Annotated in this window: 31 protein-coding genes and 1 pseudogene; 16 read left to right on the forward strand and 16 right to left on the reverse strand. The window is 64.9% G+C overall.

The annotated features are described in order from the left end of the window. Positions 1–36 precede the first annotated feature (36 nt). A complete protein-coding gene (locus FQ775_RS21660) occupies positions 37–585 on the forward strand; it encodes a GNAT family N-acetyltransferase (RefSeq protein WP_146299410.1) in 549 nt (182 codons plus the stop codon). 154 nt (positions 586–739) lie between these two features. Here FQ775_RS21660 and FQ775_RS21665 read toward each other — a convergent pair whose 3' ends face one another. The 3 genes from FQ775_RS21665 to FQ775_RS21675 all read right to left on the reverse strand — a co-directional run bounded on the left by FQ775_RS21665 (position 740) and on the right by FQ775_RS21675 (position 2332). Continuing rightward, on the reverse strand, positions 740–1210 hold the full coding sequence (locus FQ775_RS21665; RefSeq protein ID WP_206064795.1) for an SRPBCC family protein: 471 nt from the start codon (positions 1208–1210) through the stop codon (positions 740–742). Then, positions 1207–1560 (reverse strand): ArsR/SmtB family transcription factor, encoded by a 354-nt coding sequence (locus FQ775_RS21670; protein ID WP_146299409.1) that lies wholly within the window; start codon positions 1558–1560, stop codon positions 1207–1209. Before FQ775_RS21670 ends, FQ775_RS21665 begins: the two co-directional genes overlap by 4 nt. Positions 1561–1672: 112 nt before the next feature. Continuing rightward, a complete protein-coding gene (locus FQ775_RS21675) occupies positions 1673–2332 on the reverse strand; it encodes a peroxiredoxin (RefSeq protein WP_146299408.1) in 660 nt (219 codons plus the stop codon). Positions 2333–2608: 276 nt separating this feature from the next. On the opposite strand from FQ775_RS21675, the gene FQ775_RS21680 reads away from it, so the two are divergent. After that, positions 2609–3082, forward strand: coding sequence for an OsmC family protein (locus FQ775_RS21680; RefSeq protein ID WP_146299407.1), 474 nt, complete (start codon positions 2609–2611; stop codon positions 3080–3082). A 22-nt stretch (positions 3083–3104) separates the two neighbouring features. Here FQ775_RS21680 and FQ775_RS21685 read toward each other — a convergent pair whose 3' ends face one another. The 6 genes from FQ775_RS21685 to FQ775_RS21710 all read right to left on the reverse strand — a co-directional run bounded on the left by FQ775_RS21685 (position 3105) and on the right by FQ775_RS21710 (position 8887). Then, a complete protein-coding gene (locus tag FQ775_RS21685; RefSeq protein ID WP_146299406.1) occupies positions 3105–4256 on the reverse strand; it encodes an adenylate/guanylate cyclase domain-containing protein in 1152 nt (383 codons plus the stop codon). A 451-nt stretch (positions 4257–4707) separates the two neighbouring features. Next, positions 4708–5604 (reverse strand): hypothetical protein, encoded by an 897-nt coding sequence (locus FQ775_RS21690; protein ID WP_146299405.1) that lies wholly within the window; start codon positions 5602–5604, stop codon positions 4708–4710. Between the two features lie 343 nt (positions 5605–5947). Beyond that, positions 5948–6343 (reverse strand): DUF4112 domain-containing protein, encoded by a 396-nt coding sequence (locus tag FQ775_RS21695; RefSeq protein WP_146299404.1) that lies wholly within the window; start codon positions 6341–6343, stop codon positions 5948–5950. Continuing rightward, entirely contained in the window at positions 6340–6498 is a 159-nt protein-coding gene (locus tag FQ775_RS21700) for a YqaE/Pmp3 family membrane protein (protein ID WP_146299403.1), read from the reverse strand. The genes FQ775_RS21695 and FQ775_RS21700 overlap by 4 nt, the downstream gene beginning before the upstream one ends. 65 nt (positions 6499–6563) lie before the next feature. Then, on the reverse strand, positions 6564–8156 hold the full coding sequence (locus tag FQ775_RS21705; RefSeq protein ID WP_146299402.1) for a peptide chain release factor 3: 1593 nt from the start codon (positions 8154–8156) through the stop codon (positions 6564–6566). 71 nt (positions 8157–8227) lie between these two features. Then, the gene (locus FQ775_RS21710) at positions 8228–8887 is read right to left on the reverse strand and encodes a pentapeptide repeat-containing protein (RefSeq protein WP_246730406.1); all 660 of its coding nucleotides are present in this window, start codon (positions 8885–8887) and stop codon (positions 8228–8230) included. Between the two features lie 280 nt (positions 8888–9167). On the opposite strand from FQ775_RS21710, the gene FQ775_RS24205 reads away from it, so the two are divergent. The 3 genes and pseudogenes from FQ775_RS24205 (at position 9168) to FQ775_RS21720 (ending at position 11473) form a co-directional block, all read left to right on the forward strand. Beyond that, complete coding sequence (locus FQ775_RS24205; RefSeq protein ID WP_146299401.1) at positions 9168–9515, forward strand: MerR family transcriptional regulator; 348 nt, start codon at positions 9168–9170, stop codon at positions 9513–9515. After that, positions 9512–9646 (forward strand): annotated as a pseudogene (locus FQ775_RS24210) (glutathione S-transferase family protein); the annotation flags it as partial. The gene FQ775_RS24205 and the pseudogene FQ775_RS24210, both read left to right, overlap by 4 nt. A gap of 258 nt (positions 9647–9904) precedes the next feature. Beyond that, positions 9905–11473, forward strand: a complete 1569-nt coding sequence (locus tag FQ775_RS21720) for a tryptophan halogenase family protein (RefSeq protein WP_246730211.1) — start codon at positions 9905–9907, stop codon at positions 11471–11473. Between the two features lie 9 nt (positions 11474–11482). On the opposite strand, the gene FQ775_RS21725 is transcribed toward FQ775_RS21720, so the two are convergent. After that, entirely contained in the window at positions 11483–12286 is an 804-nt protein-coding gene (locus FQ775_RS21725) for a class II glutamine amidotransferase (protein ID WP_146299399.1), read from the reverse strand. Positions 12287–12339: 53 nt separating this feature from the next. Then, positions 12340–12561: a DUF6356 family protein gene (locus tag FQ775_RS21730; RefSeq protein ID WP_146299398.1), complete on the reverse strand. Its 222-nt coding sequence runs from the start codon at positions 12559–12561 to the stop codon at positions 12340–12342. Positions 12562–12685: 124 nt separating this feature from the next. Between FQ775_RS21730 and FQ775_RS21735 the strand changes: the two genes are divergently transcribed. Further along, on the forward strand, positions 12686–13156 hold the full coding sequence (locus FQ775_RS21735) for an Lrp/AsnC family transcriptional regulator (protein WP_146299397.1): 471 nt from the start codon (positions 12686–12688) through the stop codon (positions 13154–13156). A 96-nt stretch (positions 13157–13252) separates the two neighbouring features. Then, complete coding sequence (locus FQ775_RS21740; protein ID WP_146299396.1) at positions 13253–14437, forward strand: MFS transporter; 1185 nt, start codon at positions 13253–13255, stop codon at positions 14435–14437. Between the two features lie 30 nt (positions 14438–14467). Here FQ775_RS21740 and FQ775_RS21745 read toward each other — a convergent pair whose 3' ends face one another. Genes FQ775_RS21745 through FQ775_RS21755 form a run of 3 tightly spaced genes read right to left on the reverse strand, consistent with a single transcriptional unit; the run spans position 14468 to position 15884 of the window. Then, on the reverse strand, positions 14468–15076 hold the full coding sequence (locus FQ775_RS21745; RefSeq protein WP_146299395.1) for a glutathione S-transferase C-terminal domain-containing protein: 609 nt from the start codon (positions 15074–15076) through the stop codon (positions 14468–14470). Continuing rightward, entirely contained in the window at positions 15073–15549 is a 477-nt protein-coding gene (locus FQ775_RS21750; RefSeq protein ID WP_146299394.1) for an SRPBCC family protein, read from the reverse strand. Before FQ775_RS21750 ends, FQ775_RS21745 begins: the two co-directional genes overlap by 4 nt. Continuing rightward, positions 15546–15884 carry an ArsR/SmtB family transcription factor gene (locus tag FQ775_RS21755; protein ID WP_146299393.1) on the reverse strand — a complete coding sequence of 113 codons (339 nt, stop codon included), beginning with the start codon at positions 15882–15884 and terminating at the stop codon, positions 15546–15548. Before FQ775_RS21755 ends, FQ775_RS21750 begins: the two co-directional genes overlap by 4 nt. Before the next feature lie 138 nt (positions 15885–16022). On the opposite strand from FQ775_RS21755, the gene dut reads away from it, so the two are divergent. The 8 genes from dut to FQ775_RS21795 all read left to right on the forward strand — a co-directional run bounded on the left by dut (position 16023) and on the right by FQ775_RS21795 (position 22380). Beyond that, positions 16023–16493: a dUTP diphosphatase gene (gene dut, locus FQ775_RS21760; protein ID WP_146299392.1), complete on the forward strand. Its 471-nt coding sequence runs from the start codon at positions 16023–16025 to the stop codon at positions 16491–16493. Further along, positions 16493–17149, forward strand: a complete 657-nt coding sequence (locus FQ775_RS21765; RefSeq protein WP_146299391.1) for an HAD family hydrolase — start codon at positions 16493–16495, stop codon at positions 17147–17149. Before dut ends, FQ775_RS21765 begins: the two co-directional genes overlap by 1 nt. 121 nt (positions 17150–17270) lie before the next feature. Further along, complete coding sequence (locus FQ775_RS21770; RefSeq protein WP_146299390.1) at positions 17271–18074, forward strand: isocitrate lyase/PEP mutase family protein; 804 nt, start codon at positions 17271–17273, stop codon at positions 18072–18074. A gap of 23 nt (positions 18075–18097) precedes the next feature. After that, positions 18098–19075, forward strand: a complete 978-nt coding sequence (locus tag FQ775_RS21775) for a proline racemase family protein (protein WP_146301913.1) — start codon at positions 18098–18100, stop codon at positions 19073–19075. A 90-nt stretch (positions 19076–19165) separates the two neighbouring features. Continuing rightward, positions 19166–19780: a LysE family translocator gene (locus FQ775_RS21780; RefSeq protein ID WP_146299389.1), complete on the forward strand. Its 615-nt coding sequence runs from the start codon at positions 19166–19168 to the stop codon at positions 19778–19780. A 141-nt stretch (positions 19781–19921) separates the two neighbouring features. Further along, complete coding sequence (locus FQ775_RS21785; protein ID WP_146299388.1) at positions 19922–20260, forward strand: hypothetical protein; 339 nt, start codon at positions 19922–19924, stop codon at positions 20258–20260. A gap of 82 nt (positions 20261–20342) precedes the next feature. Then, on the forward strand, positions 20343–20603 hold the full coding sequence (locus tag FQ775_RS21790) for a helix-turn-helix domain-containing protein (protein ID WP_146299387.1): 261 nt from the start codon (positions 20343–20345) through the stop codon (positions 20601–20603). A 4-nt stretch (positions 20604–20607) separates the two neighbouring features. Next, entirely contained in the window at positions 20608–22380 is a 1773-nt protein-coding gene (locus tag FQ775_RS21795; RefSeq protein ID WP_146299386.1) for a SulP family inorganic anion transporter, read from the forward strand. A 10-nt stretch (positions 22381–22390) separates the two neighbouring features. Here FQ775_RS21795 and FQ775_RS21800 read toward each other — a convergent pair whose 3' ends face one another. Continuing rightward, the gene (locus FQ775_RS21800; protein WP_146299385.1) at positions 22391–23326 is read right to left on the reverse strand and encodes a LysR family transcriptional regulator; all 936 of its coding nucleotides are present in this window, start codon (positions 23324–23326) and stop codon (positions 22391–22393) included. 127 nt (positions 23327–23453) lie between these two features. Here FQ775_RS21800 and FQ775_RS21805 point away from each other — a divergent pair, with 127 nt between their 5' ends. Further along, on the forward strand, positions 23454–24080 hold the full coding sequence (locus FQ775_RS21805; RefSeq protein WP_146299384.1) for an FMN-dependent NADH-azoreductase: 627 nt from the start codon (positions 23454–23456) through the stop codon (positions 24078–24080). Positions 24081–24110: 30 nt separating this feature from the next. Here the strand turns inward: FQ775_RS21805 and FQ775_RS21810 are convergent, their stop codons facing one another. Further along, positions 24111–24635 (reverse strand): DUF2306 domain-containing protein, encoded by a 525-nt coding sequence (locus FQ775_RS21810; RefSeq protein ID WP_146299383.1) that lies wholly within the window; start codon positions 24633–24635, stop codon positions 24111–24113. Positions 24636–24731: the final 96 nt, after the last annotated feature.

Here is a 24731-nt window from a genome sequence, read left to right on the forward strand (position 1 = left end):
CCGCGTGCATTCAATCCCGTTCATGCGAACCATGCGATGAAGGCTCCTGCCGTCTCCCACATGCCCACCGTCGAGACCGAGCGGCTCGTGCTCAGGCCGCATCGCTCGGACGATCTTGATGCCTATGCGGGCCTGTGGGCCGATCCGGCGGTCACCCGCTTCACCACCGGACGGCCGCTCGGGCGCGAGGACGCCTGGATCAGGATCTTGCGCTACCGCGGCCACTGGCAGCTTTTCGGCTACGGTTTCTGGGCGATCGAGGACAAGGCCTGCGGCCGGCTCATTGGCGAGGCTGGCTTTCACGACCTGAAGCGCGACATCGCGCCGTCCTTCGCCGGCACTCCGGAGGCCGGCTGGATGCTTTTGCCCGAGATGCACGGGCGCGGCCTTGCCGGCGAAGCAGTGTCGGCCATTCACGACTGGGGCGACAGTATCCTCGGCCATGCCTCCACCGTCTGCATCATCCATCCGGAGAACGCTGCCTCGATCCGCCTCGCCGAGAAGGCCGGCTACCGACTGGAGACGCGAACCGCCTATCATGGCGAGCCGACGCTTGTTTTCAGGCGGCCGAGGCCGGGGCAATAGACCGCAGAGCCCGCCAGGGTGGGCGGCCCTCGGTCATAGGCGGCAAAAAGATCGAAGGTCACCTCGCTCTCGTGGCCATCGTCCGGCCAACTGATCGCAAGTCGATGCGGCGGATGCTACTCCCTCACCTCGACCTTGGACGAAACGCCGTTGTTTACGGTTTGCCCGCCGGAGCTTCCTGTTCCGCGTCGAGCAGGTTGGTCAGCGTGCCGATCATCATCGTCCAACCCTCGCGCACCTTGTCGCCCCACTCGGCGTGAACTTCGGGCGTCATCACGTTGGTCAGCGTCAGCACGCAACCATTCCCGTCCGGCGTGATGTCGACCTCGACCCGGTCATAGTCCGGACTGAGGGACGGCACGGCAAAAGTGAAGACAAGCCGGCGCGGGCGGTCGATAACCAGATATTCGCCGACGTGCTCGATGTCGCCATCGGGGCGGTGGTCGATCATGGTAAACCGGCCGCCGACGCGCGCGTCGATCTCGCAGCGCGAGATCGCGGTGTCGGGTGTCGTGAACATCCACATGCGCGCCATGGCCGTGTCAAGGAAGGCGTCGAAGACGCGCTCTGCAGATGCGGCGAAGCGACGCCTGACCGTCAACGAAACCATGTCTGCGGTTGTCATGTCGTATCTCCGTTCGTCGAGATTTCATCCTTCCCCTCAAGCAGGGCGGCGAGCGTGTCGAGCCTTTCGGTCCAGAAACGCTCATAGTGCTTCAGCCAGGCCTGGGCCTCTGCGAGCCGCGCCGCCTCGAGCCGGCACCAATGCGTGCGCCCGCGCACCTCGCGCCGCACCAGGCCGGCCCGTTCCAGCACCTTCACGTGCTTGGAAGCTCCGGCGAAGCTCATCGTGTGCGGCGCGGCGAGGTCGCCGACGCTGTGCTCGCCGATGGCCAGTTGCGCCAGCATGCCGCGCCGGGTGCCGTCGGCAAGCGCGTGAAAGATGGCGTCGAGACGTTCGCTTTGTTCAACCATATGGTTTAATTAAAGGAGGGATGATAACTGTCAACCAGGTGGTTGAATATTTTCTGGTGAAAAAGGCCGGCGCGGCGGCCGGCCTTTTGTCAATGCGTCTTGGGTTTAGCGGTCAGGCGCCAGGCTGCTTGGTCTTGCGCAGATAGGGCAGCACCGTCTCGAAGCTGCCGAAACGCTTTTCGGCGTCCTCGTTGGAAACGGCAGGCGTGATGATGACGTCCTCGCCGTTTTTCCAGTTGGCAGGCGTGGCCACCTGATGCTTGGCGGTGAGCTGCATGGAATCTATGGCGCGCAGGATCTCGTCGAAGTTGCGGCCGGTGGTCATCGGATAGGTCAGTACCAGCTTGATCTTCTTGTCAGGCCCGATCACGTACACCGAGCGCACCGTGGCATTGTCGGCCGGCGTGCGCCCTTCTGACGAATCTCCGGCCTCGGCCGGCAGCATGTCGTAGAGCTTGGCCACCTCAAGCGCCTTGTCGCCGATCAGCGGGTAGTCGACGTCGAAGCCGGTCGCCACCTTGATGTCGGCCTTCCACTTGGCGTGGCTTTCGACCGGGTCGACCGAAATGCCGATGATCTTGACACCGCGCTTGGCGAACTCGGGCGCATAGCCGGCCATGGTGCCCAGTTCGGTCGTGCAGACCGGGGTGAAGTTCTTCGGGTGCGAGAACAAGACGGCCCAGCCGTCGCCGATCCAGTCGTGGAAGCTGATCGTGCCCTTGGTCGTCTCGGCGGTGAAGTCGGGGGCGGTGTCGTTGATGCGAAGGCCCATGATGCGTCTCCTTGCTTTGCTCCGGGTGAAATCCCGGAAAAATCCTTGCAGCCATTCTAGCCGAAACGCATGACGATTCGAGGATGAAGGTGGCGCCATGACGCGGTGCGCAGAACGAAAATCCGCTCGCGGGCCGGGAGGCGCGAATTCTTTGCGGTGCAAGCGTGCTGGCGTCCACGAGCCGGGACAGAGCTGTCCGGTGGCAAGATGCATCTGGCCCTATCGCCAATCGCGCGTGCACTCGATATTCGCCGCCGCGAACCGAAAGGAGATGGCATGGCCAAGGAGCATGACTACACCTGCCGCGTCGACTGGACCGGAAATCGCGGCGAGGGCACGAAGACCTATCGGGGATATGACCGTACCTGGGAAATCCGCACGCCCGGCAAGCCGGTCGTGAAATGTTCCAACGACCCGCTGCTCGGCGGCGATCCGACCTTGCCCAATCCCGAGGACCTGCTGCTCACAGCGCTCTCGGCCTGCCACATGCTCTGGTACCTGCACCTCGCCAGCAATGCCGGCATCGTCGTGCATTCCTATGTCGACGAGCCGCTCGCCACGGGTGAAAGCGAGCCGAGCGGAGCTGGGCGTTTCCTGCGCGCCACGTTGCGACCGCGCATCGAGGTCGCCGCGGGTGCTGACCTGGTGCGCGCCGATGCGATCCACCACGAGATTCACAAATATTGCTACATCGCCCGCTCGGTGAATTTCCCGATGTCTTACGAGGCGACCTACACGGAGCGCACGTAGACGTGTCGCTCGTGTCACCTCGTCAGTAGGCGAAGACCTTCTGCGGACCGTCGAAGCCCTTGAACGGCACTTCGCCGGCGAGCGTCGGCGGCACGCACAGATGCGGCGCGGTTTCGGCAGAGGCGACCCGCTTTTGCGCCAGCGCCGACGCCGCTGACAAGAGCCTTGCGGTATAATTGACCGGCCGGCCGATCGCGGTGAAATCGAGCCGGTTGGCGCCACCGATATTGCCATAGTGGAAACGCCCGGCATGGATCGCGGAGCGGAAGCCGGCAGTCTTGCCCGCCTCGCTTTCGGCAAGCCTCGCCTCGCCCTCCATCACCGCCTCGCTCGCTGCCTTCACCGCGCCGGCGACGTCCTCCTCGCGTCGATACGGAAAGATTGCGAAAAAGCCGTCGCCGAGGAACTTCAGGATCTCCCCTCCGCGTTCTTCCACCGGCGGCACCATGACGTCGAAGGCGTCATTGAGGAGGGTTACGATTTCCGGCCCGGAATGGCGGTTCGACAGCGCCGTGAAGCCGACGAGATCGGTGAACAGGATCGCGGCCTTGATCTCCTCGCCGTCGCCGCGATGCACCTTGCCGGCCAGCACCTGGTCGCCGCTGTTGCGGCCGACATAAGCCGACAGGATCGAGGCCGCGTTAAGCCGCAGCAGATAGGCCTCCACGAGGCGCGCCAGCGGCCGCCGGATATGCTCGATCGCCGCGATGGCCTCTTCCGGGAAGCCGTGCTCCGCCTTGGTCGAGAAGGTCGCCGCGTGCGTTTCGCCGGTGGTGAAGATCAGCGGCTGCGCCAGATAGTCAGTGAAACCTTCCGCCGCCAGTTCGCCGAGAATGACATATTCGGAGAGGGCATCGGGGTCGGTCAGGCGTCGCCGCAGCGTCACCTGCTTCGAGGTCACCAGCGGCAGCGGGTTGTTGACGTATTCGTCCATCGTGAAGAGGCCGAGGCCGCCTTCGCGCAGCGTCACCCCCTCTTCCGGCGTCCACGCAAAACGGCGCCCGGCGACGTTGGGGTGCAGGGTATTGATGAACAGGGCGAAGCGGCCGATCGGCACACCGGCGGCGGTGAGCCGGCGGCAGATGCCCTCGATGATGTCGCGTGCATTGGCGCTCGGTCGTGCCCCGTCGATCATCCATGCGCAGAGCGCGTCGATGGCCTTCTTGTCGATCATTGCCGGTCTTCCGCGATGCTCGGCCGAGCATAGCGCAGCCGGGCGGCTCCTGTCGCGAACCTAGTTGGTGCCGATGTTGAGCTTCGTCCGGTTCAGCAGGTCCGGCTTGTTCGGCGAAATCTGCGTGTTGATCACGCGGCATCGTTTCGCCGTTTGGATGCAGTTCCAGTAGGGATGGCTGAGACTGCACCCGTTCTGAGGCCGAACTCGTGCGGCGCCAGGAACACCGGGTCGCCGTCGAGGTCGCGGGCAATGCCGCCACGATGTCCCTCGATGAAACGGTGCAGTTCGCCCTTGTCATCCGGTATGGCCCGAGCGGCGGGGGTGAGGGCCGGAGCAAAATGCCCCGGCCGGACTTCACGTAAGCAGTGCGATCAGGATGATGATCGGGATCGGCACGCCAAGTAGCCAGAGCAATATCGAGCGCATCGGAACCTCCTTTCGCTGTATGTCAGCGCAGCCGGTCAAACCACACCGGCACGACAGTGCCTTCGTCGCGATGCCTGCCGCCCCATCCGGCTGCCCACCAGGCGCCCACGGCGCTGATGGCGAGCGATGCTGCGGCAACGAAGGCTGCCACGATCGAGAATTTGCGAGCCCGCTCGGCCACAATTCTGGCCTCCTCGGCAATTGCCTGCGCGGAAGACACGAGCGTGTCGGCGCGCGCCTGCGCTTCTTCTTCCGGGAGCCCCGTCTGCTGCGCGATCAGCGTCGCCAGATAATCGCGGTCAGATGTCGGAATTTCGCCGTTGGCAATGCCGTTGGCGATGATCGATGTGGCATCGGCGCGCGCGTCAGTGGGATCAGTTTCGCCGGGTGCGCTCGCGCGGAAGGCCGAGCCCACAGCGTAGCCAATCCTGTCCTCGTCGCTCAGCTCTGTGATTGCAGCAGCCGCCGCGTTACCAGCCGCATTACCCGCGGTTCCGGCCGCGATACCAAGCACGCCGGTGGCACCGAACGTCAGCATCAGTCCGCCGATGACCACGCCTGTTCCCCACACCGCAAGCCCGTGCATCCCGTCGCGCACGTCCGATTCATGCTCGGTCGCGTCGAACAGGCGCCGGCGCAGCCGGCCGGTCACATAGCCACCCGCCATGAAGCTCGACACCTGGACCCAGACGAGCCACAGGCCGAAGGCGATTGCCAAACCGATGGCAGATAGGCCCTCATTCTCGAATGGCGAGGTCAAGCTGAGTCCCAGTGCTGAGCCGAAGGCCAGGAGCACGAGAGATATCGCGGATGCCAGGATCGCGCCGGCGATGATCGCCGGCCAGTCGACATAGCTGGTATGTTCGTTGCTGCCGGTTTCTGCAACGACCAGCGCTTCGGTGTTTTCTGTCATGGCCATGTTGTTCTCCTGTCGGGTAAGGCTGTGCCGGCGCTCAAGCGAGGCCGAGCAGCGACAGGATGAACATGATCACGACCACCAGGCCGACGAGATAGATAATACCGTTCATGGATTTGCCTCCCGATAAGGTGACACTTTAACGCCCAACGTGCCTTCTGGTTCCCGATCCCAGCTCCTCGCGATCGCAAAGAGCCTCCGCGTGCGCATCGCGCCGGCTGGGCGCCAGCCCGGGTTCAGTAGCCTCTGGCGACCGGCATTTTAGTGATTGAGTGGATCATCTTGCCGGCGAGAGCGTTGCGGCCGCCGGCATTGGCATTCACCAGCGGGCGGAATAGCGGCAGGTTCACCGGGCGTGCGGTCGTCCGGTCTTTTCCAGGTGCTGGCGCAGCAGTCTGACGTTGCGCCGGTTGGCCTTGAAGAACAGGTCGAAGACCGACCCGAGCACGGGCACGGAACCGACCACCGTGTCGACGACGACATTGCCAACCATGCGCGCCAGCACATGTTTCGGCACGTCATGGCGGGCGGCGCGCAGCACGATATAGGCCGAAATCAGGCCGGTCGCGGCATCGCCGATGCCGGGGATCAGGCCGGCCACCGCATCTGCACCGAAGCGGATGCCGGTGCCTGGTATGCGCCAGCGTGCGTCCAGCAGCCAGGCGAGATCGTCCAGTTCCCTGATTCCGGGGTCGGATGACTGTTCCAGAACCCCGTCGTGCGCCCGCTGCAACGCGCTCATTTCCTGAGCACCACCCATACCGCATGGATAATGCCGGGCACGTAGCCCAGCAGCGTTAGGAGGATATTGAGCGAGAAATGCAGACCAATGCCCACCTGCAGGAACACGCCAAGCGGCGGAAGGATGATAGAGGAAAGGATGCGAACGACATCCATGCGGATCTCCCGGAAATGATCCGGGATAACGGTGTTGCTCGGATTTTGTTTCCGCGCCGGTGCGCCTACGCCGCCTTCGCCTCGCGCACCTGATAATCCTTCACCGCGTCGAAGCGCACTGCCTTCCAGCGTTCAGCCTCGTAGTTGAGGCCGAATTCGTGCGGCGCCAGGAACACCGGGTCGCCGTCGAGGTCGCGGGCGATGTCGCCACGATGCGCCTCGATGAAGCGGTGCAGTTCGCCCTTGTCGCCCGATATCCAGCGGCATACCGAGAATCGCGCCGCTTCGAAGTCGACCGGCAACCCGTATTCATTGGCAAGCCGCTCCTTCAGCACGTCGAGTTGCAAGGCGCCGACAACACCGACGATCGCCGGCGACCCGTCCTCGGGCGAAAACAGCTGCACGACGCCTTCCTCGGCCATCTGCTGCAGCGCTTCCTTCAGTTTCTTCGCCTTCATCGGGTCGCCCAGCCTGACGCGGCGCAGGATCTCCGGCGCGAAGTTGGGCACGCCGCGGAAGTTGATCTCCTCGCCCTCGGTCAGCGTGTCGCCGATCCTCAGCGTGCCGTGATTGGGGATGCCGACCACATCGCCGGCGAAGGCCTCGTCCGCCGTGACACGCGTCTTGGCAAAGAAGAACTGCGGCGCCGACAGGCTCATCGGTTTGCCGGTCCTGACCAGTTTCGCCTTCATGCCGCGCGAAAGCTTGCCCGAGCACACGCGCACGAAGGCGATGCGGTCGCGATGGTTGGGATCCATGTTGGCCTGGATCTTGAAGACGAAGGAGGTCATCTTCGCCTCCGCCGCGTCGACCCTGCGTGAATCGGCTTCTTGCGCACGCGGCTGCGGCGCAAAGGCGCCGAGCGCCTCGATCAGGTCCCGCACGCCGTAGTTCCTGAGCGCCGAGCCGAAATAGACCGGCGTCAGATGGCCTTCCCGGAAAGCCTGCAGGTCAAAGGGGCGGCATGCTTCGCGGGCCAGTTCCAGCTCCTCGATGAAATCCGGCTGCTCGTTTTCCGGCAGCAGTCCGGCGACGCGGTTGGAATCCGGCCCGTTGACCTTGACACGCTCCACCTCGTCGTCGCCGCGCCTGACGGCATTGTCCGCCAGATGATAGGTTCCGGCGAAGGTCTTGCCGCGCCCGATCGGCCAGGTCACCGGCGCTGTGTCGAGCGCCAGCTTGGCCTCGATCTCATCGAGGATCTCGAACGGGTCGCGCGTCTCGCGGTCCATCTTGTTGACGAAGGTGACGATCGGGATGTCGCGCAGGCGGCACACCTCGAACAGCTTCAGCGTGCGCGGCTCGATGCCCTTGGCCGCGTCGATCACCATGACCGCCGAATCGACCGCCGTCAGCGTGCGGTAGGTGTCGTCGGCGAAGTCCTCGTGGCCCGGTGTGTCGAGCAGGTTGAAGACGTGATCGCCATATTCGAAGGTCATCACCGAGGTAACCACCGAGATGCCGCGCTCGCGCTCGATCTTCATCCAGTCGGAACGCGTCTGGATCTTGTCCTTCTTCGCCTTCACCTCGCCGGCAAGCTGGATCGCGCCGCCGAAAAGCAGCAGCTTCTCCGTCAGTGTCGTCTTGCCCGCGTCCGGGTGCGAAATGATCGCAAAGGTGCGGCGGCGCGCGACCGCCTTGTCGATTGTCTCGGCCATTTCGAGGATATCCTTGGGTCGGCGGGCTTATACCGGCCGTCGGCGCGCCTGTCGAACGGGAATTTGCTTGCCTATTCGAAGGTGCAGGGCCAGCCGGCGGGCGCTGATAGTCCTTCCGGCAGCACGGTGCCCTCGTCTCCGCAACTGATGTCGATCTGCTCCTGGTTGAGCCCCGTGGCGCTGCTCAGATTGATGCCCTCGAACCGTGTCAGGAACAGGAACGCACCGGAAAGATCGATCGGTCCCTCGATCGTCGCGCCGCGAAAGTCGGCCCGTGACAGATTGGCAAGCGCGAAGCTGTTGCCTGCAAACGCGGAGCCGGTGAATTCGGCCCGGCCCAATTCGGCCTTCTGGAAGTCCGAGTCCTTCAGCGAGGCGTCGATGAACTTGCCGCGCTGCAGTTCGGCGCTGGCAAACGATGCGTTGTTGGCCGAGGCGCCGGAGAGGTCGATGCGATAGGCCTCGACCTTGGCCAGGTTCGCGCCGTCGGCATTGGCGCCGGCGAGCGATGCCCGCAACAGCGTTGCCTTTTCCATATTGGCATCGCGCAGATCGGCACGGCGCAGGTCTGTTTCGCTGAAATCGGTATTCACAAGCGTCGCGCCCTTGAGGTCAGCCCCTTGCAGGATCAAATTGGCCTTCTTGCAGCCTTGCCAGTCGATCCCCGGCTCGGGCGAGCTTTTGCAGCTCGCTGCGGCCGCTCCCGTCGACGACAGCAGGAGCACGAGCATGGCCGTTCCCGCCAGGGTCGCCCCATGACGCGATGTCACTGTGCGCTCGGCCGTGTTCTTAGCCGCGCGCCGGTTGCCGGCGAATGCCTCGGTCTGCTGGCTCATATGACACCTCCCGACATCTGCGACCTTGTCTTGATATCGCAGGTCGCGCCGCATCGAAAGCGTACACGCTTGCCGGTATCGCCAGCCGCGTTCTTTTTTCTCGTCGAGGCTTGACTTTGACGCCGCGTCAAACCCGCACACAATGCACGAAGCTTTTCGGAATTGGCGGTGAAACATGTTCAGGATTGGCGAGTTTGCCCAGATCGCCCAGGTGTCGGGGCGGCAACTGCGCTATTATGACCAACTTGGCCTGTTGCATCCCGAGCATGTCGATCGCGCGACCGGCTATCGCTACTACAGTGTCCGCCAGTTGCCGCGCCTCAACGCCATCCTGGCGCTCAAGGAACTCGGACTGACGCTGGAACAGATCGGCCGCGCGATCGCGCCCGCTGCCTCTGGTTCGAGAGCTACGCCGGCGGAGCGGTTTTTCGCAACATCGTCCACGGCCTGTTCTTCCAGAAGATATTGCAGCCGACCGGCCGCGGACAGGAAACCGACCACGCGGAAATCGGCCGCATCTTGAACGAGGTCCTCCCCGGCGTCTTCGGATATCTCGAATCGGTGTGTGGCCGGCCGTTCCTGGTCGGCGATGGCTTGACCCTTGCCGACATCGCGCTCGTTTCCACCTTGGTGAACTACCACTATTTCGGCTTTGCGATCGATCGCGATCGCTTCCCTCTCTTGGCCGCCTATCGGGATGAGATGATCGTGCAAGAGCCATTCGCAAAGGCGCTGGCCGCTGAGGAGCCTTTTGCAAGCCGTATGGCTCTCGATCCTGGCCTGAGAAGGCCCGGGCGACGTCGTTCGGCGTCGCCCGCTCCTCCTCCCCTACGGTTTTACTGCCGACGGTTGACAGGCGAACCGCAAGTCCGTTGGATGCCCATCGGGGATGAGGGAGGATCAGGGACGCATATGAAGACCGGGGGGACCCGGCTCGTCATCGTGGGAGGCGGGACGGCCGGATGGATCGCGGCGCTGATGTTGCAGCGTCATGCCGCGAAGAACGAATTGCAACTTGAGATCAGCGTGGTCGAATCAAGCCGCATCCCGACCATCGGGGTCGGGGAGGGTACGACCGCTGTCTTCCGCCAGGCGCTGCACGATCTCGGGGTCGACGAAACCGAGTTCGTTCGCGAGACCGGCGCCACCATCAAGTTCGGCATCCGCCACAGGGACTGGAAGCGCAAGGGCCATTCCTATGACGGACCGATCGACGATCCGAACCTCCTCGCGCTCTGTCGCGACTTCATGCCCGGCGAGCAGCAATCGATGCTGCATATCCAGGCCGTGTCGAGCGGTACCAGGGTGTCGGACATCCACCTCTTCGGCGAACTCATGCAGCGGCAGAAGTCGCCCTTCGGCCTCGAGGACGATCACGAACTGATCCCGGCCGGGCCGTTCCAGCATGCTTTCCATTTCGACCAGGCCAGGGTCGGCGCCTATCTGCGCAGGATTACGCAAGGGGTCGAACGCGTCGACGCCGAAGTGGCGGAGCTGAAGAGGAACGGCGAAACCGGCGACATCGAGGCGCTGGTGATGACCGACGGCTCGGAACTTGCCGGCGATTTCTTCATCGACTGTACCGGCTTCCGACGCAAGCTGATCGGCGAGGGCATGGGCGCGAAGTGGATCTCCTATCGGGAACACTTGCCGGTCAACCGGGCGATGCCGTTCTGGCTTGACCATGAGGAGGGCTGCGACGTCTCGCCCTTCACCCTTGCCTGGGCGCAGCAAGCGGGCTGGATGTGGTCGATTCCGACCCAGGACCGTATCGGCTGCGGTTATGTCTACAGCGACGAATTCATCGGCCCCGAAGAGGCGCAGGCCGAGATCGAGCGCGTGCTCGGGCGCCCGATCGAGCCGCGCGCCGATCTGCGCTTCGACAGTGGCCGGCTCGATCGCGCCTGGATCGGCAATTGCCTGGCGCTCGGCCTTTCGTCCAGTTTCCTCGAGCCGCTGGAAGCGACCTCGATCCACGGCACCGTGGTCCAGATCCAGCTGTTCACCAAATTCTTCCTCGGCGGTGCCTGCGCGGCCACGGAGGGCATGCGGGACAAATACAACGCCGTCGTCGCGCGCCAGCTCAACGATTTCCGTATCTTCATCAACCTGCATTATGTCGGCCAGCGCGAGGAGCCGTTCTGGCGCCATGTCCGCGAGGACTGCCTGCACGAGACCACCAGGGATATGCTCGACCACTGGGCCTCGCACATGCCGCGTCGCTCGGACTTCACGCCGTTCCCTGGCGATCTCGCCCATATCAACGAACAGCTCTATTACCCGGTACTCGACGGCCTTGGCCATCTTTCGCGCGAGGCTGCGCGCTGCGAAATGGCGGCAAACCCCAAGTTGCGCGCCTACGCTCGCAAGACCATCGATGCGCATGTCCGCGACTACAAGAAGGCGGCGACCAAATGCATCGGCCACAAGACCTATCTCGATCTCGTCGCCGACGGCGCGGTGACTTTCCAGTGGCACTAGCGGGCCGGACTAGCCGACCTTTGCCAGTCGTGCGGCCTGCATGGAGGGCGCGAACGGCCGGATCGAGGCGCTGGTTCTTGTCAAGGTGACGAAGCTCGACGGCGGCACGGCGTGCCACTCCGCGCCGTCTCGGTCATAGGGCTCCGAAACGATCGAACGGCCGCCGTCGCGCATCTCGGTCATGTAGAGGGTCGGCGCGTGGTTGTCGGTCGCAAACCGCACCGCGTACAGCCTCTCGCCGTCCGAAAACGCCGCCGTCAGCCTCAGATGAACCGGCACGCCGGCCGCTTCCGCCGCCGCAACGACCGCTCCGGCCGCTCGAGCGCAAGCGCGCTCGGGATCGCTTTCGAGGCCTTCTTCCAGCATCAGCATGAAAAAGAGCTCCGAATCGGTCGTGCCCTGGACCTCGTCGTAGGCGGTATCGGACAGCCTGGCCTCGAGCCGCCGCCGCATCCTGTCGAAGCCGCCGATCTGGCCGTTATGCATGAACGACCAGCGGCCGGAGACGAAGGGATGGCAGTTGGCGCGGCTGGTGGCGCCGTCGGTCGCCGCGCGGACGTGGGCCAGGAAAAGGCCTGAGCGGATCTGCCGGCACAGGCTTTTCAGATTGGCATCGGACCAGGCCGGCAGGATGTCGCGATAGAGCCCCGGCTCCGGCCGCTCGCCATACCAGGCGATGCCGAAGCCGTCGCCATTGGTGGCCGTCTTGGCTTCCAGCGCGTGATGGCTCTGCGCGATCAGCGAATGGCACGGCGCCGTGACGATGTCCTCGAGGAAGAGTTCGGGACCGAGATAGGCAGCCCAGCGGCACATCGAATGTTCCCCGTTGCGGCTGCCGAAAGGGCCCCGCGCCTCTTTCCGGGCGATCAGGAGCCGCGCCCGCGCCGGCTGGTGCGTTCGTAAAGTTCGCGCACGATCCGGCTGGCCGTAGTCTCGAACAGAAACGGCAAGAAAGCGTGAACGAGCGCCGCGCCCGCTGCGAGCGCCAGCCGCGAGGCAAACCAGGCGGCGAAGGCCATGTGGCCGAGATAGGTTTCGTCGATAGAGCCGGGATGATCGGTAAAGAGCCTGGCGATGCGTGCGGTCATGCTGTTCCCCGTCTTGTTGGCGCCGCGAGCGGCGATCTTCTCCGTGCAGAATATCCTGTCCGTGGTTTGATTGTTTCCCAATCTGTCCTTGCGTTCGCCAGGTATTTGAGACATTCATCCCAAGATGGGCCTCGAAATCGATACGATTGATCGCAAGATCATCGCCGCGCTGCAAAGGGACGCCACCTTGTCGGCCGAGCAGTTGTCGGAGCGTGTCGGCCTGTCGCGCAACGCCTGCTGGCGTCGGGTCAAGATGCTGGAGGAGGCTGGCGTCATCACCGCTCGTGTGGCACTGGTCGACGCCGAGAAGCTCGATTGCGGCCTGTCGGTGTTCATCCTCGTCCGCACGTCCAACCACGAGCCGCATTGGCTGGAAAAGTTCCGTTCGGCGGTGATGTCGCTGCCCGAGATCACGGGCATCTACCGCATGTCCGGCGATCTCGATTACGTCCTGCGGGCGAGGGTGCGCGACGTGAAGGCCTACGATCGGCTCTACCAGCGCCTGATCGCCAAGGTCCCGCTGTCGGACTGCTCCGCATCCTTCGTCATGGAAGAGATACGCGAGACGACTGCATTGCCGGTCGGCGTGCTCTGAGGCCCAAAAGGAAGTCGGTCGTGGCCGCACGATCTGTCGCTGCTTTGGCTACTGTCGGTAGCCGCCGCTTGTCGGCAAGCAAGCAGTTGGAGCGAGATGCAGCCGAGCCCCAAGGCCGTCGCCATCCTGATCCTCGTTGTCGCAGAGATGGCGGGGATGAGCCTGTGGTTCGTTTCGGCGGCGGTGCTGCCCGACATGGCACGCGAAGGTGACATTGCCGCACATCGCCAGGCGCTTCTTTCCAGCGCCGTTCAGGCAGGGTTTGTCGCGGGGGCGCTGGCGGTCGCGATTTCCGGACTGGCGGACCGGCTCGATCCGCGCCGGGTGATCGCTGTCTGCGCCTCCGCAGCGGCACTGGCCAATCTAGGGCTTCTGGTCGCGCCGCTCGGTGGCGACATGGCGATCGCCTTGCGGTTCCTGACCGGAGCGCTGCTCGCCGGCGTCTATCCGATCGGCATGAAGATCGCGGTCGGCTGGGGTACGCGCGATCGCGGCCTGCTGGTCGGCGTCCTTGTCGGCGCGCTCACCGCGGGAAAGGCGATGCCCTACCTCGCGGCATGGGTTGGCGGTACCGACTGGCGCCCGGCGATCGTGATGATCTCGGCGCTCGCCTTTGTCGGCGGCCTGCTTGCCATGGCCGTGCGCCTTGGGCCGCACCATGCGCGGTCTCAGCGCTTCGAGCCCGCCGCGATCCGGCTCGCCTGGACGATGCCGAACATCAGGCGCGCCTATCTCGGCTATTTCGGCCATATGTGGGAACTGTTCGCCATGTGGGCGTGGATCGGAACTGCGCTGATTGCTTCCTACTCGGTATCGATGGACGCCCTGCGGGCTGAAAGCCTCGCCAAGATATCGACCTTCCTGGCGATCGGGCTGGGCGCCTTCGCATGTGTTCCCGCCGGCTGGTACGCCGACCGGGTCGGCAAGGCCGAAGTGACGATTGCCGCGCTTGCCGTCAGCGGCAGTGCCGCCGTCCTCACCGCGGCGAGTTTCGGCGGGCCGCCCTGGATCACCTTCGTACTTGTGGTGATCTGGGGCATCGCGGTGATACCGGATTCGGCCCAGTTCTCGGCCATCGTCGCCGACAATGCGCCGGCCGACATGGTCGGCAGCCTCCTCACCCTGCAGACGGCCATCGGCTTTGCCCTGACCATCGTCACCGTGCAGGTGACTCCGATCGCCGCCGCGGCCTTCGGCTGGCCGATCGTGCTGGCGGCGCTCGCTCTGGGTCCGGCCGTAGGCATCGCCGCCATGATGCCGCTGCGTCGTATCCGGCAGTAGGTCGTTCACGTCGCCGCGAACGACTCCGCCTCAGGCGGCTTTCCGGGCCGCCGGCTTGATGCCCTCGGCGTCGAGAGCCGCCCGCACGCTGTCCCGGTTTTCGATTCTCGCCACATAGGCCTTGAACACCGCCGGCACTTCGAGATTGGACATCTTCGCCCATCTCAGCATCACGTAGAGAAACGCGTCGGCTGTGGTGAAGCGGTCACCGAGCAGATAGTCGCCCTCCAGCCGATCCGCCAGATAGTGGAAGCGGCCGACGATCCGCTCGGCGAGCATCGGTTTCGCGTCGTCGCCGGGAAGGAAGAAAAGCGCCATGTACTGCTTGTGAATCTCTGTCGAGATGAAGGACAGAGCCTCGATCAGCCGCGTACGCTCCATGTCGTTCCTCGGGCTCGATGCCGGGGCCTGCCGTGCCGCCCAGTCGAGCAGCGCGACATTTTCGGTCAGCATCGATCCGTCGTCGAAGATGAGTGTCGGCACGTAGCCCTTCGGATTGACGGCCGCGAAGGGGCCGCCGCCATTTTCGATTTCGCGCGTCGCCACGTCGACCTTGAACAGGTCCGGCACGATGCCGGCCTCGCGCAAGGCGATATGAGTGGCGAGCGAACAGCCGTCGGCGAAGTAGTAGAGCTTCATCGTCCAGCAACCTTCCCGGCCAGATAGCCTTGCAGTTCGTCGAACGTCTCGTTCCAGCCGCCGGCATGTCCTTCTCGGGATGCCTCCGAAAGGAAATACGCCTGGTGGAAGGTGAGTTCCGTACGGTCGCCGCCAAGGTCCTTCAGTGTGATCGTCACCAGGGTCTCGTGCTCGGCGTTCCCGGCTTCGTCCTGCCAGGCGTGGGTGAAGACGATTTTCTCCGGCGGAACCAGTTCCCTGTAGACGCCACCGACCCAGTGATCCGTGCCGTCAGGCGCGCGCAGGCAGCTGCGGTAGCGTCCGCCTGGCCGTATATCGCTTTCGGCGAACGGCACCGTGAAGTCCTTCGGGAAGAACCAGTGCTTCGTGTGGTCCTCGTCGGTCCAGCAGGCATAGACAAGCGTGCGCGGCGCGTCGAAGATCCGCTTGATGGTCAGTTCGGGCCGGATTCCGGCCTTCGCAGGCGCGTTCATTTCTTTTCGTCACCTTTCTGGATTTGCTTGAGATAGTCGTCGAGGCTGTCGAGCCGGTCATCCCAGTACTGCCGGTATTCCTCCAGCCATGCCGCGAGGTCGCGCAGCGGGTCGGGCCTCAATCTGCGCGGCCGGAACTGTGCCATCCGCCCCTTCTCCACGAGGCCGGCGCGCTCCAGTACCTTCAGATGCTTGGAGACGGCCGGAAAGCTCATGTCGAACGGCTCGGCGAGTTCCGACACCGTGGCCTCGCCGGTGGCCAGGCGGGCAACGATGGCCCTCCGGGTCGGGTCGGCCAGGGCGGAAAGCGTCATGCTGAGGGGATCGGCGGTCATTTCTATTGAACCAAGTAGTTATGTAACCTGATGGTTCAATATAGACGATATCCGGCCCTGTCAAGCGTGGGATGTCGATTTCTCTGGATTGCGCCCGGGCAGAATTGACGGTGACCGCTCGCGCGATAGGGTCGCTCCATGCTCGTCGTTGATTCCTTGCCCGCGCTGTCGGTCGTGCGCCTGCCCCATGGCGAGGATCTGGCACTCCCTTCCTATGAGACGGCCGGCGCCGCAGGCATGGATTTGCGCGCGGCGGTGGCTGGCGACCGCCAACTCATCATTTTGCCCGGGCGTCGCGTGCTGGTGCCGACCGGCTTCATCTTCGAGATACCCGACGGTTATGAAGGCCAGGTCAGGCCGCGATCCGGGCTGGCGCTCAGGCATGGCATCACCTGCCTCAACACGCCGGGCACCATCGACAGCGACTATCGCGGCGAACTCCAGGTGCTCCTGGTCAATCACGGCGATGAGGATTTCGCCGTCACCCGCGGCATGCGGATCGCCCAATTGGTGATCGCGCCGGTGGTGAGGTTGCCGCTTGAGGAGCGCGACCGGGCCGGGGCTACCGAACGCGGCGCCGGCGGTTTCGGCTCCACCGGGGCCGCCTGATGGCGCGGCCGCATCTCGTCATCTTCGATTGCGACGGGGTGCTGGTCGACACCGAAACCATCGCCAACCATCGTCTTGCCGCGCTTCTCAACGGCGCCGGCTTCGCCACCGATTTCGATCACTGCCGTCGGTATTTTTCGGGCCGCTCGATGAAGTCCGTGCAGGAAGAGGTGGAAGGGACCGGCGTTACGCTCGGCGCCGATTTTGTCGAGCGCTGGAACGACGGCCTGGCCGAACTCTTCGAGGGCCGGGTCGAGGCGATCCCGCATGTCCGTGGCGCGGTCGAGGCGGTGAGGGATGCCGGGCTCCCCTATTGCGTCGCTTCCTCCGCCCGCGTCACCAAGATGCATATCACGCTCGGCGCCACCGGGCTCTTGCCGCTTTTCGAGCACGCCATGTTTTCCTCCACCATGGTCGGCCGCTCGAAGCCGTTCCCCGACCTCTTCCTGTATGCCGCCACCGAACTGGGCCAGCCGTCGCAAGGCGCGGTCGTCATTGAGGATTCGGTGCCGGGCACCCAGGCCGGCATTGCCGCCGGCATGACCGTTTTCTCCTACGCCGCTGATCCAATGGCCGACCGCGATGGCCTCGCCGCGGCGGGCGGCATTCTCTTCGACGACATGCGTGACCTTCCGCGGCTCTTGTCATTAGCCTGACCGCGCCCGCGTCGCCGAACCGGCCTTGTCAGCATTCCTGCGTCTGGACCAATTTCCGCCCTTTGCAGCGCGGCCACCGAAGGCATAGCATCCGCTCCGAACGCACTGGCGGAGACGGACCATGGATAGGGGCAAGGCCTTTCGTGCGCTGCACGACGAACTTTTCATCATTCCCAATCCGTGGGATATCGGCACCGCCAAGCTGCTCGCCTCGCTGGGCTTCACGGCGCTTGCCACCACCAGCGCCGGCTACGCCTTCTCGCGTGGCCTGCCCGACGGCGGGGTCGGCTTCGAGGACATGATTGCCCATTGCCGCGAGATCGTCGCCGCGACCGATCTGCCGGTTTCCGCCGACCTCGAGCACGGCAAGGGCGAGAGCCCGGACAGTGCGGCCGAAACGATCTTCGCCGCCGACGCTGCCGGCCTCGCCGGCTGCTCGATCGAGGATTCGACAGGCGATCCGAAAAATCCGATCTTCGATTTCACGCTTTCGGTGGAGCGTGTCACCGCCGCGGTTGAGGCCGCCCGCGCGCTTGGCCACGACTTTGTCTTCACTGCGCGCGCCGAGAACTTTCTCTGGGGCATTCGCGACCTCGATGACACGATCAGGCGGCTTCAGGCCTATGAGAGAGCCGGCGCCGACGTCCTCTACGCCCCGGCGCTCGGTGATATCGAGACGGTGCGCACCGTCTGCTCATCGGTGTCGAAACCGGTCAACTTCCTCGCCATGCCCGGCATCTCTGTCGCGGAACTCGCCGAGGCCGGCGTGAAGCGTGTCTCTCTCGGCTCCAAGCTGACGACGACCGCCTTTGGCAGCCTCGAGGCCGCGTCGCGCGAGATGCTCGACAAGGGCACCTTCGACTTCTCGAAGGCCGGCATGCCTTTCATCAAGCTGCAGAAGCTCTATTCGGCCGGCAACTCGTGACGGCACCGCTCGCCGTTGTCGACATGCACACCGGCGGCGAGCCGGTGCGCATCGTCACCGCCGGCTATCCGCCCCTGCCGCAGGGCACGATCCTGCAGAAGCGCGCCTACGTGCGCGACAATCTCGATCATCTGCGCCGGGCCCTGATGTTCGAGCCGCGCGGACATTTCGACATGTATGGAGCACTTCTGGTCGAACCGGACTTGCCCGGCGCCGACCTTGCGGTGCTGTTCATGCACAATGAAGGCTACTCCACAATGTGCGGCCACGCCGTGATCGCGCTCGGGCGCTACGCCATCGATCAGGGGCTTGTCGCGGCGCGCGAACCGGTCACCGCGGTCGGCATCGAATGCCCGTGCGGGCTGGTTGAAGCCGAGGTCGCCGTCGAGCAAGGCCGCGCCGGTGCGGTATCCTTCGCCAGCGTCCCCTCCTTCCTCTTTGCGCAAGCGGCCTCGGCCGAACTGCCCGGCAGGGGCGAGGTCGCCTTCGACATTGCCTATGGCGGCGCTTTTTACGCGATCGCCGATGCCGGCCAGTTCGGTCTCGAATTCGGCCGCGACCGGGTCCGTGATTTCGTCGACGCGGCAACCGGACTCACCGAGGCGGTCAAGCGTGCACATCCGCTCTCACATCCCGATCACGAAGACCTCGCCTTCCTCTATGGTTCGATCCTGACCGACGGCGGCGACGGTTCCGACGGGCGTCCGACGAAAAACATCTGCGTCTTCGCCGACGCCCAGGTCGACCGCTCGCCGACCGGCTCCGGCGTGACCGCGCGCCTGGCCGCCATGCATGCGAAGACCGAACTCGCCATCGGAGAGACGCGGCTGTTCGAAAGCATCACCGGCGCCGTCTTCACCGGCCAGGTCGAGCGAACGGCCGTGGCAGGCAGCCTGCCCGCCATCATCGCCCGCATCGGCGGCAAGGCGTACTATTCGGGCCGGGCCGAATTCGTGGTGGAGGAGGGCGATCCGCTCAGGGATGGCTTCCTCCTCCGCTGAGCGGGCGCGATTCGGCGCTGGCCCAGCCGATTTCGCGCGACCGCAGACCGACGCCGTGCTAGGGAGCGCGGCCTTGTCGAGTGACGCACCATGACCCTTGCCGGTTTCGCCTACTCCGCCGCGCTTGCCATCGCGGCAGCGATTCCCGGTCCGGGCATCACCGCCCTGATCGCCCGCGCGCTCGGCTCGGGTTTCCGCCCCGCGCTCGTTATGTGCTTCGGGCTCGTGCTTGGCGATCTCACCTATCTGACGGCGGTGGTGCTTGGCCTTGCGGTCGTCGCGCAGAGCTTCGGCCTCGTCTTCCTGGTGATCAAATGGGCGGGTGTCGCCTATCTCGCCTGGCTGGCCTTCCGCTTCTGGACGGCGGGCATTTCGGCCGGGAAGGTCGAGGCCGAGACAGGGCGGCGCGGTCTTGCCGCGAGCTTTCTTGCCGGGATCGCCGTCACGCTCGGCAATCCCAAGACCATGATTTTTTACCTGGCGATCACCCCGACTGTGGTCGATCTCGCCTCGATTTCGCTCGTCGACTACATGGTACTGGTCGCGCTCACGACGGCGGTTCTGGTGGTGGTGCTGGTGCCCTATATGGCGCTTGCCGCCCGTGCCCGCATCCTGCTTTCCAGACCGCGCGCACTGAAGCTGCTGAACCGCACCGCGGCCGCGTTCCTGGGCGGTGCGGCGGCCGCCATCGCCGCACGCGGCTGACTGCTGCGCTCCCCGCCAGGGCGCGCCTGGACGCGGTCGTAGACCCTCGTCCCACTGCGCTGCAAATCCTGCTTGACGGCCGTCGCGGCCGGGCGCACAAGCGCTCTTCCATACCCCATGACGGAAAGGGCGGTCGCGGGCATGAGTGCTTGGGGCTTGCTGCAGCTTGTCATCTCGACGGCGATTTTCCTTGCCGCGGCAAGTGTTGCCAAGGCTTGGGCCCTGGCGCCGTCGTCGGGCCGGCTGGTCCTGACCCTGGCGCTCTACACGATCGGCAACCTCGTCATGCTGCGGCTGATCCGCGATTTCGGCATGGGCGTCGCCCTCAGCCTCTCCGCCGTGATCCAGCTTGTCGCCGTCAACATCGTCGCCTTCGCCTGGTTCGGCGAACGGATCGACGCCGTGCAGGGTAGCGGCATCGCCTTTGCGATCCTTGCCGTCACGCTGGTTTCCCTCGGGCCTTATCTGACAGGGCGTTAGACTGGCCTTTTGCCTCATTATTGATGTACCAAACATCATTGTGTATAATCAGAACGTACATAATGAGGTTTGAGAGGCGAGGTTGATCACGGCAGCACAGATGCGGGCCGCCCGGGCCCTGGCGGGTATGGACCAGAAGACGCTCGCCGAGCATGCAGGGGTGTCGCTGCCGACCATCCAGCGCATGGAAGCCTCCGAGGGTGTGGTGCGGGGTGTGGTCGACACGTTGGTCAAGGTGGTGCAGGCGCTCGACGAAGCCGGCGTCGAATTGATCGGCGACAACCAGCCGAGCGGGGGCGGCGGACGCGGCGTGCGCCTGAAGAACCCGCCGTCAGGCGCTTGACGGTATGTCGGCGGATTTGGGCCGGGGGGGAAACAGCAAGAGCGCGGAGTCGACGCTTTCCCACAAGCTGGGTGATGCCGAACCCGGCTTCCGCGATCTCTTTACGCCCAAGCTGATCACCGTCCTGCGTGAGGGCTACGGGCTCTCGGCGCTGCGCGCCGATGCCGTGGCCGGGCTCACTGTCGCCATCGTCGCGCTGCCGTTGTCTATGGCGATTGCGATTGCCTCGGGGGTTTCCCCCGATCGCGGACTGTTCACCGCCATCGTCGGCGGCTTCCTTGTTTCGGCTCTGGGTGGGAGCCGCTTCCAGGTCGGCGGCCCGGCGGGCGCCTTCATCGTGCTGGTGGCGGCCACGGTCGAACGGCACGGTGTCGACGGCCTGCTGCTGGCCACCCTCATGGCAGGTCTTTTCCTGGTCGCGATTGGTCTGCTGCGGCTTGGCACCTACATAAAATTCATTCCCTACCCCGTCACCGTCGGCTTCACTGCCGGTATCGCGGTCATCATCTTCGCCAGCCAGCTCCGCGACCTGTTCGGGCTGGCCCTGCCGGGCGCGGAGCCCGGACCGCTGGTCGAAAAGCTTCCCGCGCTCTGGCGCGCCGCCGATACGGCCAGCCCGGCCGCCTTTGCGGTCGCGTTTTTCACCGTAGCGGTCATCGTTACATTGAAGCGCCTGCGGCCTGGCTGGCCCGGCATGCTGGTGGCCATTGCGCTCGCCTCGGTGTTCACGGTGGTGCTGTCGCTGCCGGTCGAAACCATCGGCACCCGGTTCGGCGGCATACCGCGCCTGCCACCCGCGCCTTCATTGCCACCCCTCGGTTGGGAGAAGATCGTCGCCGTCCTGCCGGACGCGGTGGCTTTCGCGCTTCTGGGCGCGATCGAGTCGCTGCTTTCAGCGGTCGTCGCTGACGGCATGACCGGCCGCCGTCACCGTTCCAACTGCGAGCTTGTCGGGCAGGGCATCGCCAACGTCGGGTCGGCTCTGTTTGGCGGCATCTGTGCCACCGGCACGATCGCGCGTACCGCCACCAATGTCCGCGCCGGCGCCCGCGGCCCGGTCGCGGGCATGCTCCACGCGGTCTTCCTGCTCGGCTTCATGCTCCTTGCCGCACCGTTGGCGCGCTTCATCCCGCTGGCGGCCCTTGCCGGCCTGCTCGCTTTCGTCGCCTGGAACATGGTCGAGCGCCACGCCATCGCGGCGATCGTGCGCTCCTCGCGCGGCGAAGCGCTTGTGCTGGGCGTCACCTTCGCCCTCGTCGTCTTCCGGGACCTCACTGAAGGAATTGTCGTCGGCTTCCTCCTTGGCGCGGTGCTGTTCCTCGACCGCATGGCGCGCTCGATCGCCGTCGAGGCACACGTGCCGTTCATGGCCGACGATCTTGCCGACACCGCCAATGGCGCCCGCGCGGCCTATGACGCCGAGGTCGGCAGTTCGCCGGACACGGTCGTCTACCGCATCACTGGCGCCTTCTTCTTCGGCTCCGCCGCGACCGTCGGCGCCGTGCTCGATCGTATCGCCGACCGGAGCCGCAACTTCATCCTGGACTGCTCGGCTGTGCCGTTCCTCGACACCACTGCCGCCAACGTCATCGCCGGCGCGGCGCGCAAGGCACATGGCGCCGGGGTGCGTTTCGTCGTGGCCGGCGCCTCGCCGCCGGTACGCCGCATGCTTCTGCGTCAGGGCGTACGGCGCCCCTTCGCCACCTACGCGGCGAATGTCGAGGAGGCGCAGAACTCGGTCGCGAAGGTGAAGCGCGCCGTCGCAAGGCGCAGATAGGCCGCACCTGTTATGCCGATTGCCGCGCGATGTCACGATGCGCGTCGCAGGCGGCGAGTGCGAGACGAAAGCGCTCGATCATCCAGCGCGTCGCCGGGCCCGGCGTGCGCCGCACATGGTGGATGGCATAGAGCGGGAATGCCCGCTCGGGATAGGACTCGATATCGAGCCAGACCAGGCGACCGTCCTGGATGTCCTTCTGCGCCATTGCGTAGGGTAGCCCGCCCCAGCCGAGGCCGGCAGCGATCAGCGCCCGCTTCATGCCCATGTCGGTCAACCGCCAGGTGCGGTAGGAAAGCACCCCGAAATCCTTGCCGCGGGTCTGGTCGGTCAGGTCGGTGATGACGAGCTGGGTCTGTTCCCGCACCAGTTCGGGCGGCACCGGTGTCCCTGCTACCGCTAGCGGATGATCGGGCGCCGCGACCGGGATCATCGACGAGGCTCCGACGCTGGCGGTCACGATCTGCGTTTCGTCCTCGATCGTCGCACTGCCGCTGATGCCGAGGTCGGCGAGCTGTCGCATCACCTGGTCGTAGACGACGCCGAGTGCGCCGACATGCAGCCTGATCGCAACGGTCGGGTACTCGGTCTCGAAAGCCCGCAGCACTTCCGCCAGTGCCTCGGCCGGCACGGTGACGTCTACCGCAAGGGTGATTTCGGCCTCCAGCCCTTGCCTCAGCCCGCCGGCGCGCGCCCGCATGCCTTCAAGGCCGGCAAGGATGCGCCTCGCGTCCGTCAGCAATGCCCTTCCCGCCTCCGTCAGTTGCGGCACCCGCGTCCCGTCGCGGTCGAACAGTTGCACCTGAAGCTGCGCCTCGAGGTTCGAAATGCCGTAGCTGATCACCGATTGCGCACGGTTGAGCCGTCTTGCCGCGGCGGAGAAGCCGCCTGCATCGGCGACCGCAATGAAGATCTGCAACTGGTCGAGGGTCGGATTTGCGTCCATCTATCGTTCCGATAAGTTTGATCGAACTTTTCGCGGTTTTATGGATGGAAGTAAAGCGCCATTTCTGACGCGAAGCGGGCGACCGGCATGGGCCGCCGGCCAACACCACCCCGAAGGAGTGTCCGAAATGTCCTCGATTCTGCTTGTCACCTCCAGCCCCCGCGGCGATGCCTCCGTCTCCACCCGCGCAGCCAGCGCAATTGCTGAGGCGCTCGCCCGCCGTACCGCCGACGCCAGGATCGTTCACCGCGATCTCGCCGCCCATCCGCTTCCTCATATCGACCAGGATTTTGCCGTCGCCGTGAAGGCGCCGGCCGACCAGTTGACGGCCGATCAGGCTGCGCTGCTCGCGGCGTCCGACGAGGCGACCGACGAGTTCCTGAACGCCGACGCGGTGGTGCTTGCCAGTGGCATGATCAACTTCTCCATCGCCTCGACCCTGAAGTCGTGGATCGACCATGTGGCGCGCGCCCACAAGACCTTCCGTTATACCGCCGAGGGTCCGGAAGGCCTCGCCGGTGGCAAGAAGGTCTATGTCGTTATCGCCTCGGCCGGGACCTACACCAATGGTGCCGCGGCCGCGCCGATGGATTTCGCCCGGCCTTACCTGAAGTCGATGCTCGGCTTTTTCGGCGTTACCGACGTCGAATTCATCGACCTTGAAGGCGTCGGCCTCGGCATCGAACCCGATGAAGACATCCTTGCCCGCGCCCTTGGCAAGGTCCCCGGCGCCGAGTTTGCTGTTGCCGCCTGATCCCGCTCTTCTACACAAGGTGCCAGGCCGTCACGCTTGATCCGGCGTGGCGGCCTTGTCGTTGCTGCGCGGCGCCCGCCCGCCCATGCCGCGCCAGGCGATGGCGCCGCCACCGGCAAGGATCGTGGCCAGTACGGCGATGCCTGTCATCGGTGAGGAGCCCTCGAAGAACACCTCGTACATGATCCTGCCGGGCAGGAAGGTGAAGGTGCCGGCCACGATCAGCGCCCCGACATAGGTCGATTGCATGGTGCGCTGGTGCGCGGTGATCAGGCGTCGCCGCGCCAGCCAGACACCCTGGGCCAGGGAATAGAGTGTGACCACGGAGACGATGTGGATGGGGCTCCACGGTCCCCAGATGCGGATGGTGTGAATGAAGAAGGACGAAACGGCAACGACCAGCATCAGCGCGACCCAGGCGCGACCGCCGATACGATGCAGCCTGTCGCCCTTGCGTCGGAACAGCACCAGCCCGCCGAGCAGGAAGGCGAGGATGGCCGCCAGCGCGTGAATCTGGATCGCTGGCGATGCGTGAAACAGCGGTTCGAAAGTCATGGATATTGTCCTCTTGCGGTCGGCGGTACACTGCGCCTTGGCGTGGACATCGGCTAACGCGCGAGTAGAGTTCCCGGCAAAGCGCCATTCGCCAGC

The sequence above is a fragment of the Nitratireductor mangrovi genome (assembly GCF_007922615.2).
Taxonomy (GTDB): Bacteria; Pseudomonadota; Alphaproteobacteria; order Rhizobiales; family Rhizobiaceae; genus Mangrovimarina; species Mangrovimarina mangrovi.

Excerpts from the sequence above, each read along its gene's own strand:
- FQ775_RS21775 (WP_146301913.1), top strand. The coding sequence starts at position 18,098 with ATGCACACCGGCGGCGAGCCGGTGCGCATCGTCACCGCCGGCTATCCG.
- FQ775_RS21805 (WP_146299384.1), top strand. The coding sequence starts at position 23,454 with ATGTCCTCGATTCTGCTTGTCACCTCCAGCCCCCGCGGCGATGCCTCC.
- FQ775_RS21735 (WP_146299397.1), top strand. The coding sequence starts at position 12,686 with ATGGGCCTCGAAATCGATACGATTGATCGCAAGATCATCGCCGCGCTG.
- FQ775_RS21675 (WP_146299408.1), bottom strand. The coding sequence starts at position 2,332 with ATGGGCCTTCGCATCAACGACACCGCCCCCGACTTCACCGCCGAGACG.
- FQ775_RS21740 (WP_146299396.1), top strand. The coding sequence starts at position 13,253 with ATGCAGCCGAGCCCCAAGGCCGTCGCCATCCTGATCCTCGTTGTCGCA.
- FQ775_RS21710 (WP_246730406.1), bottom strand. The coding sequence starts at position 8,887 with ATGCTCGTGCTCCTGCTGTCGTCGACGGGAGCGGCCGCAGCGAGCTGC.
- FQ775_RS21680 (WP_146299407.1), top strand. The coding sequence starts at position 2,609 with ATGGCCAAGGAGCATGACTACACCTGCCGCGTCGACTGGACCGGAAAT.
- FQ775_RS21750 (WP_146299394.1), bottom strand. The coding sequence starts at position 15,549 with ATGAACGCGCCTGCGAAGGCCGGAATCCGGCCCGAACTGACCATCAAG.
- FQ775_RS21670 (WP_146299409.1), bottom strand. The coding sequence starts at position 1,560 with ATGGTTGAACAAAGCGAACGTCTCGACGCCATCTTTCACGCGCTTGCC.
- FQ775_RS21780 (WP_146299389.1), top strand. The coding sequence starts at position 19,166 with ATGACCCTTGCCGGTTTCGCCTACTCCGCCGCGCTTGCCATCGCGGCA.
- FQ775_RS21745 (WP_146299395.1), bottom strand. The coding sequence starts at position 15,076 with ATGAAGCTCTACTACTTCGCCGACGGCTGTTCGCTCGCCACTCATATC.
- FQ775_RS21795 (WP_146299386.1), top strand. The coding sequence starts at position 20,608 with ATGTCGGCGGATTTGGGCCGGGGGGGAAACAGCAAGAGCGCGGAGTCG.
- FQ775_RS21755 (WP_146299393.1), bottom strand. The coding sequence starts at position 15,884 with ATGACCGCCGATCCCCTCAGCATGACGCTTTCCGCCCTGGCCGACCCG.
- FQ775_RS21725 (WP_146299399.1), bottom strand. The coding sequence starts at position 12,286 with ATGTGCCGCTGGGCTGCCTATCTCGGTCCCGAACTCTTCCTCGAGGAC.
- FQ775_RS21770 (WP_146299390.1), top strand. The coding sequence starts at position 17,271 with ATGGATAGGGGCAAGGCCTTTCGTGCGCTGCACGACGAACTTTTCATC.
- dut (WP_146299392.1), top strand. The coding sequence starts at position 16,023 with ATGCTCGTCGTTGATTCCTTGCCCGCGCTGTCGGTCGTGCGCCTGCCC.
- FQ775_RS21730 (WP_146299398.1), bottom strand. The coding sequence starts at position 12,561 with ATGACCGCACGCATCGCCAGGCTCTTTACCGATCATCCCGGCTCTATC.
- FQ775_RS21705 (WP_146299402.1), bottom strand. The coding sequence starts at position 8,156 with ATGGCCGAGACAATCGACAAGGCGGTCGCGCGCCGCCGCACCTTTGCG.
- FQ775_RS21810 (WP_146299383.1), bottom strand. The coding sequence starts at position 24,635 with ATGACTTTCGAACCGCTGTTTCACGCATCGCCAGCGATCCAGATTCAC.
- FQ775_RS21660 (WP_146299410.1), top strand. The coding sequence starts at position 37 with ATGAAGGCTCCTGCCGTCTCCCACATGCCCACCGTCGAGACCGAGCGG.
- FQ775_RS21700 (WP_146299403.1), bottom strand. The coding sequence starts at position 6,498 with ATGGATGTCGTTCGCATCCTTTCCTCTATCATCCTTCCGCCGCTTGGC.
- FQ775_RS21695 (WP_146299404.1), bottom strand. The coding sequence starts at position 6,343 with ATGAGCGCGTTGCAGCGGGCGCACGACGGGGTTCTGGAACAGTCATCC.
- FQ775_RS21765 (WP_146299391.1), top strand. The coding sequence starts at position 16,493 with ATGGCGCGGCCGCATCTCGTCATCTTCGATTGCGACGGGGTGCTGGTC.
- FQ775_RS21665 (WP_206064795.1), bottom strand. The coding sequence starts at position 1,210 with ATGACAACCGCAGACATGGTTTCGTTGACGGTCAGGCGTCGCTTCGCC.
- FQ775_RS21800 (WP_146299385.1), bottom strand. The coding sequence starts at position 23,326 with ATGGACGCAAATCCGACCCTCGACCAGTTGCAGATCTTCATTGCGGTC.
- FQ775_RS21685 (WP_146299406.1), bottom strand. The coding sequence starts at position 4,256 with ATGATCGACAAGAAGGCCATCGACGCGCTCTGCGCATGGATGATCGAC.
- FQ775_RS21785 (WP_146299388.1), top strand. The coding sequence starts at position 19,922 with ATGAGTGCTTGGGGCTTGCTGCAGCTTGTCATCTCGACGGCGATTTTC.
- FQ775_RS24205 (WP_146299401.1), top strand. The coding sequence starts at position 9,168 with ATGTTCAGGATTGGCGAGTTTGCCCAGATCGCCCAGGTGTCGGGGCGG.
- FQ775_RS21720 (WP_246730211.1), top strand. The coding sequence starts at position 9,905 with ATGAAGACCGGGGGGACCCGGCTCGTCATCGTGGGAGGCGGGACGGCC.
- FQ775_RS21690 (WP_146299405.1), bottom strand. The coding sequence starts at position 5,604 with ATGGCCATGACAGAAAACACCGAAGCGCTGGTCGTTGCAGAAACCGGC.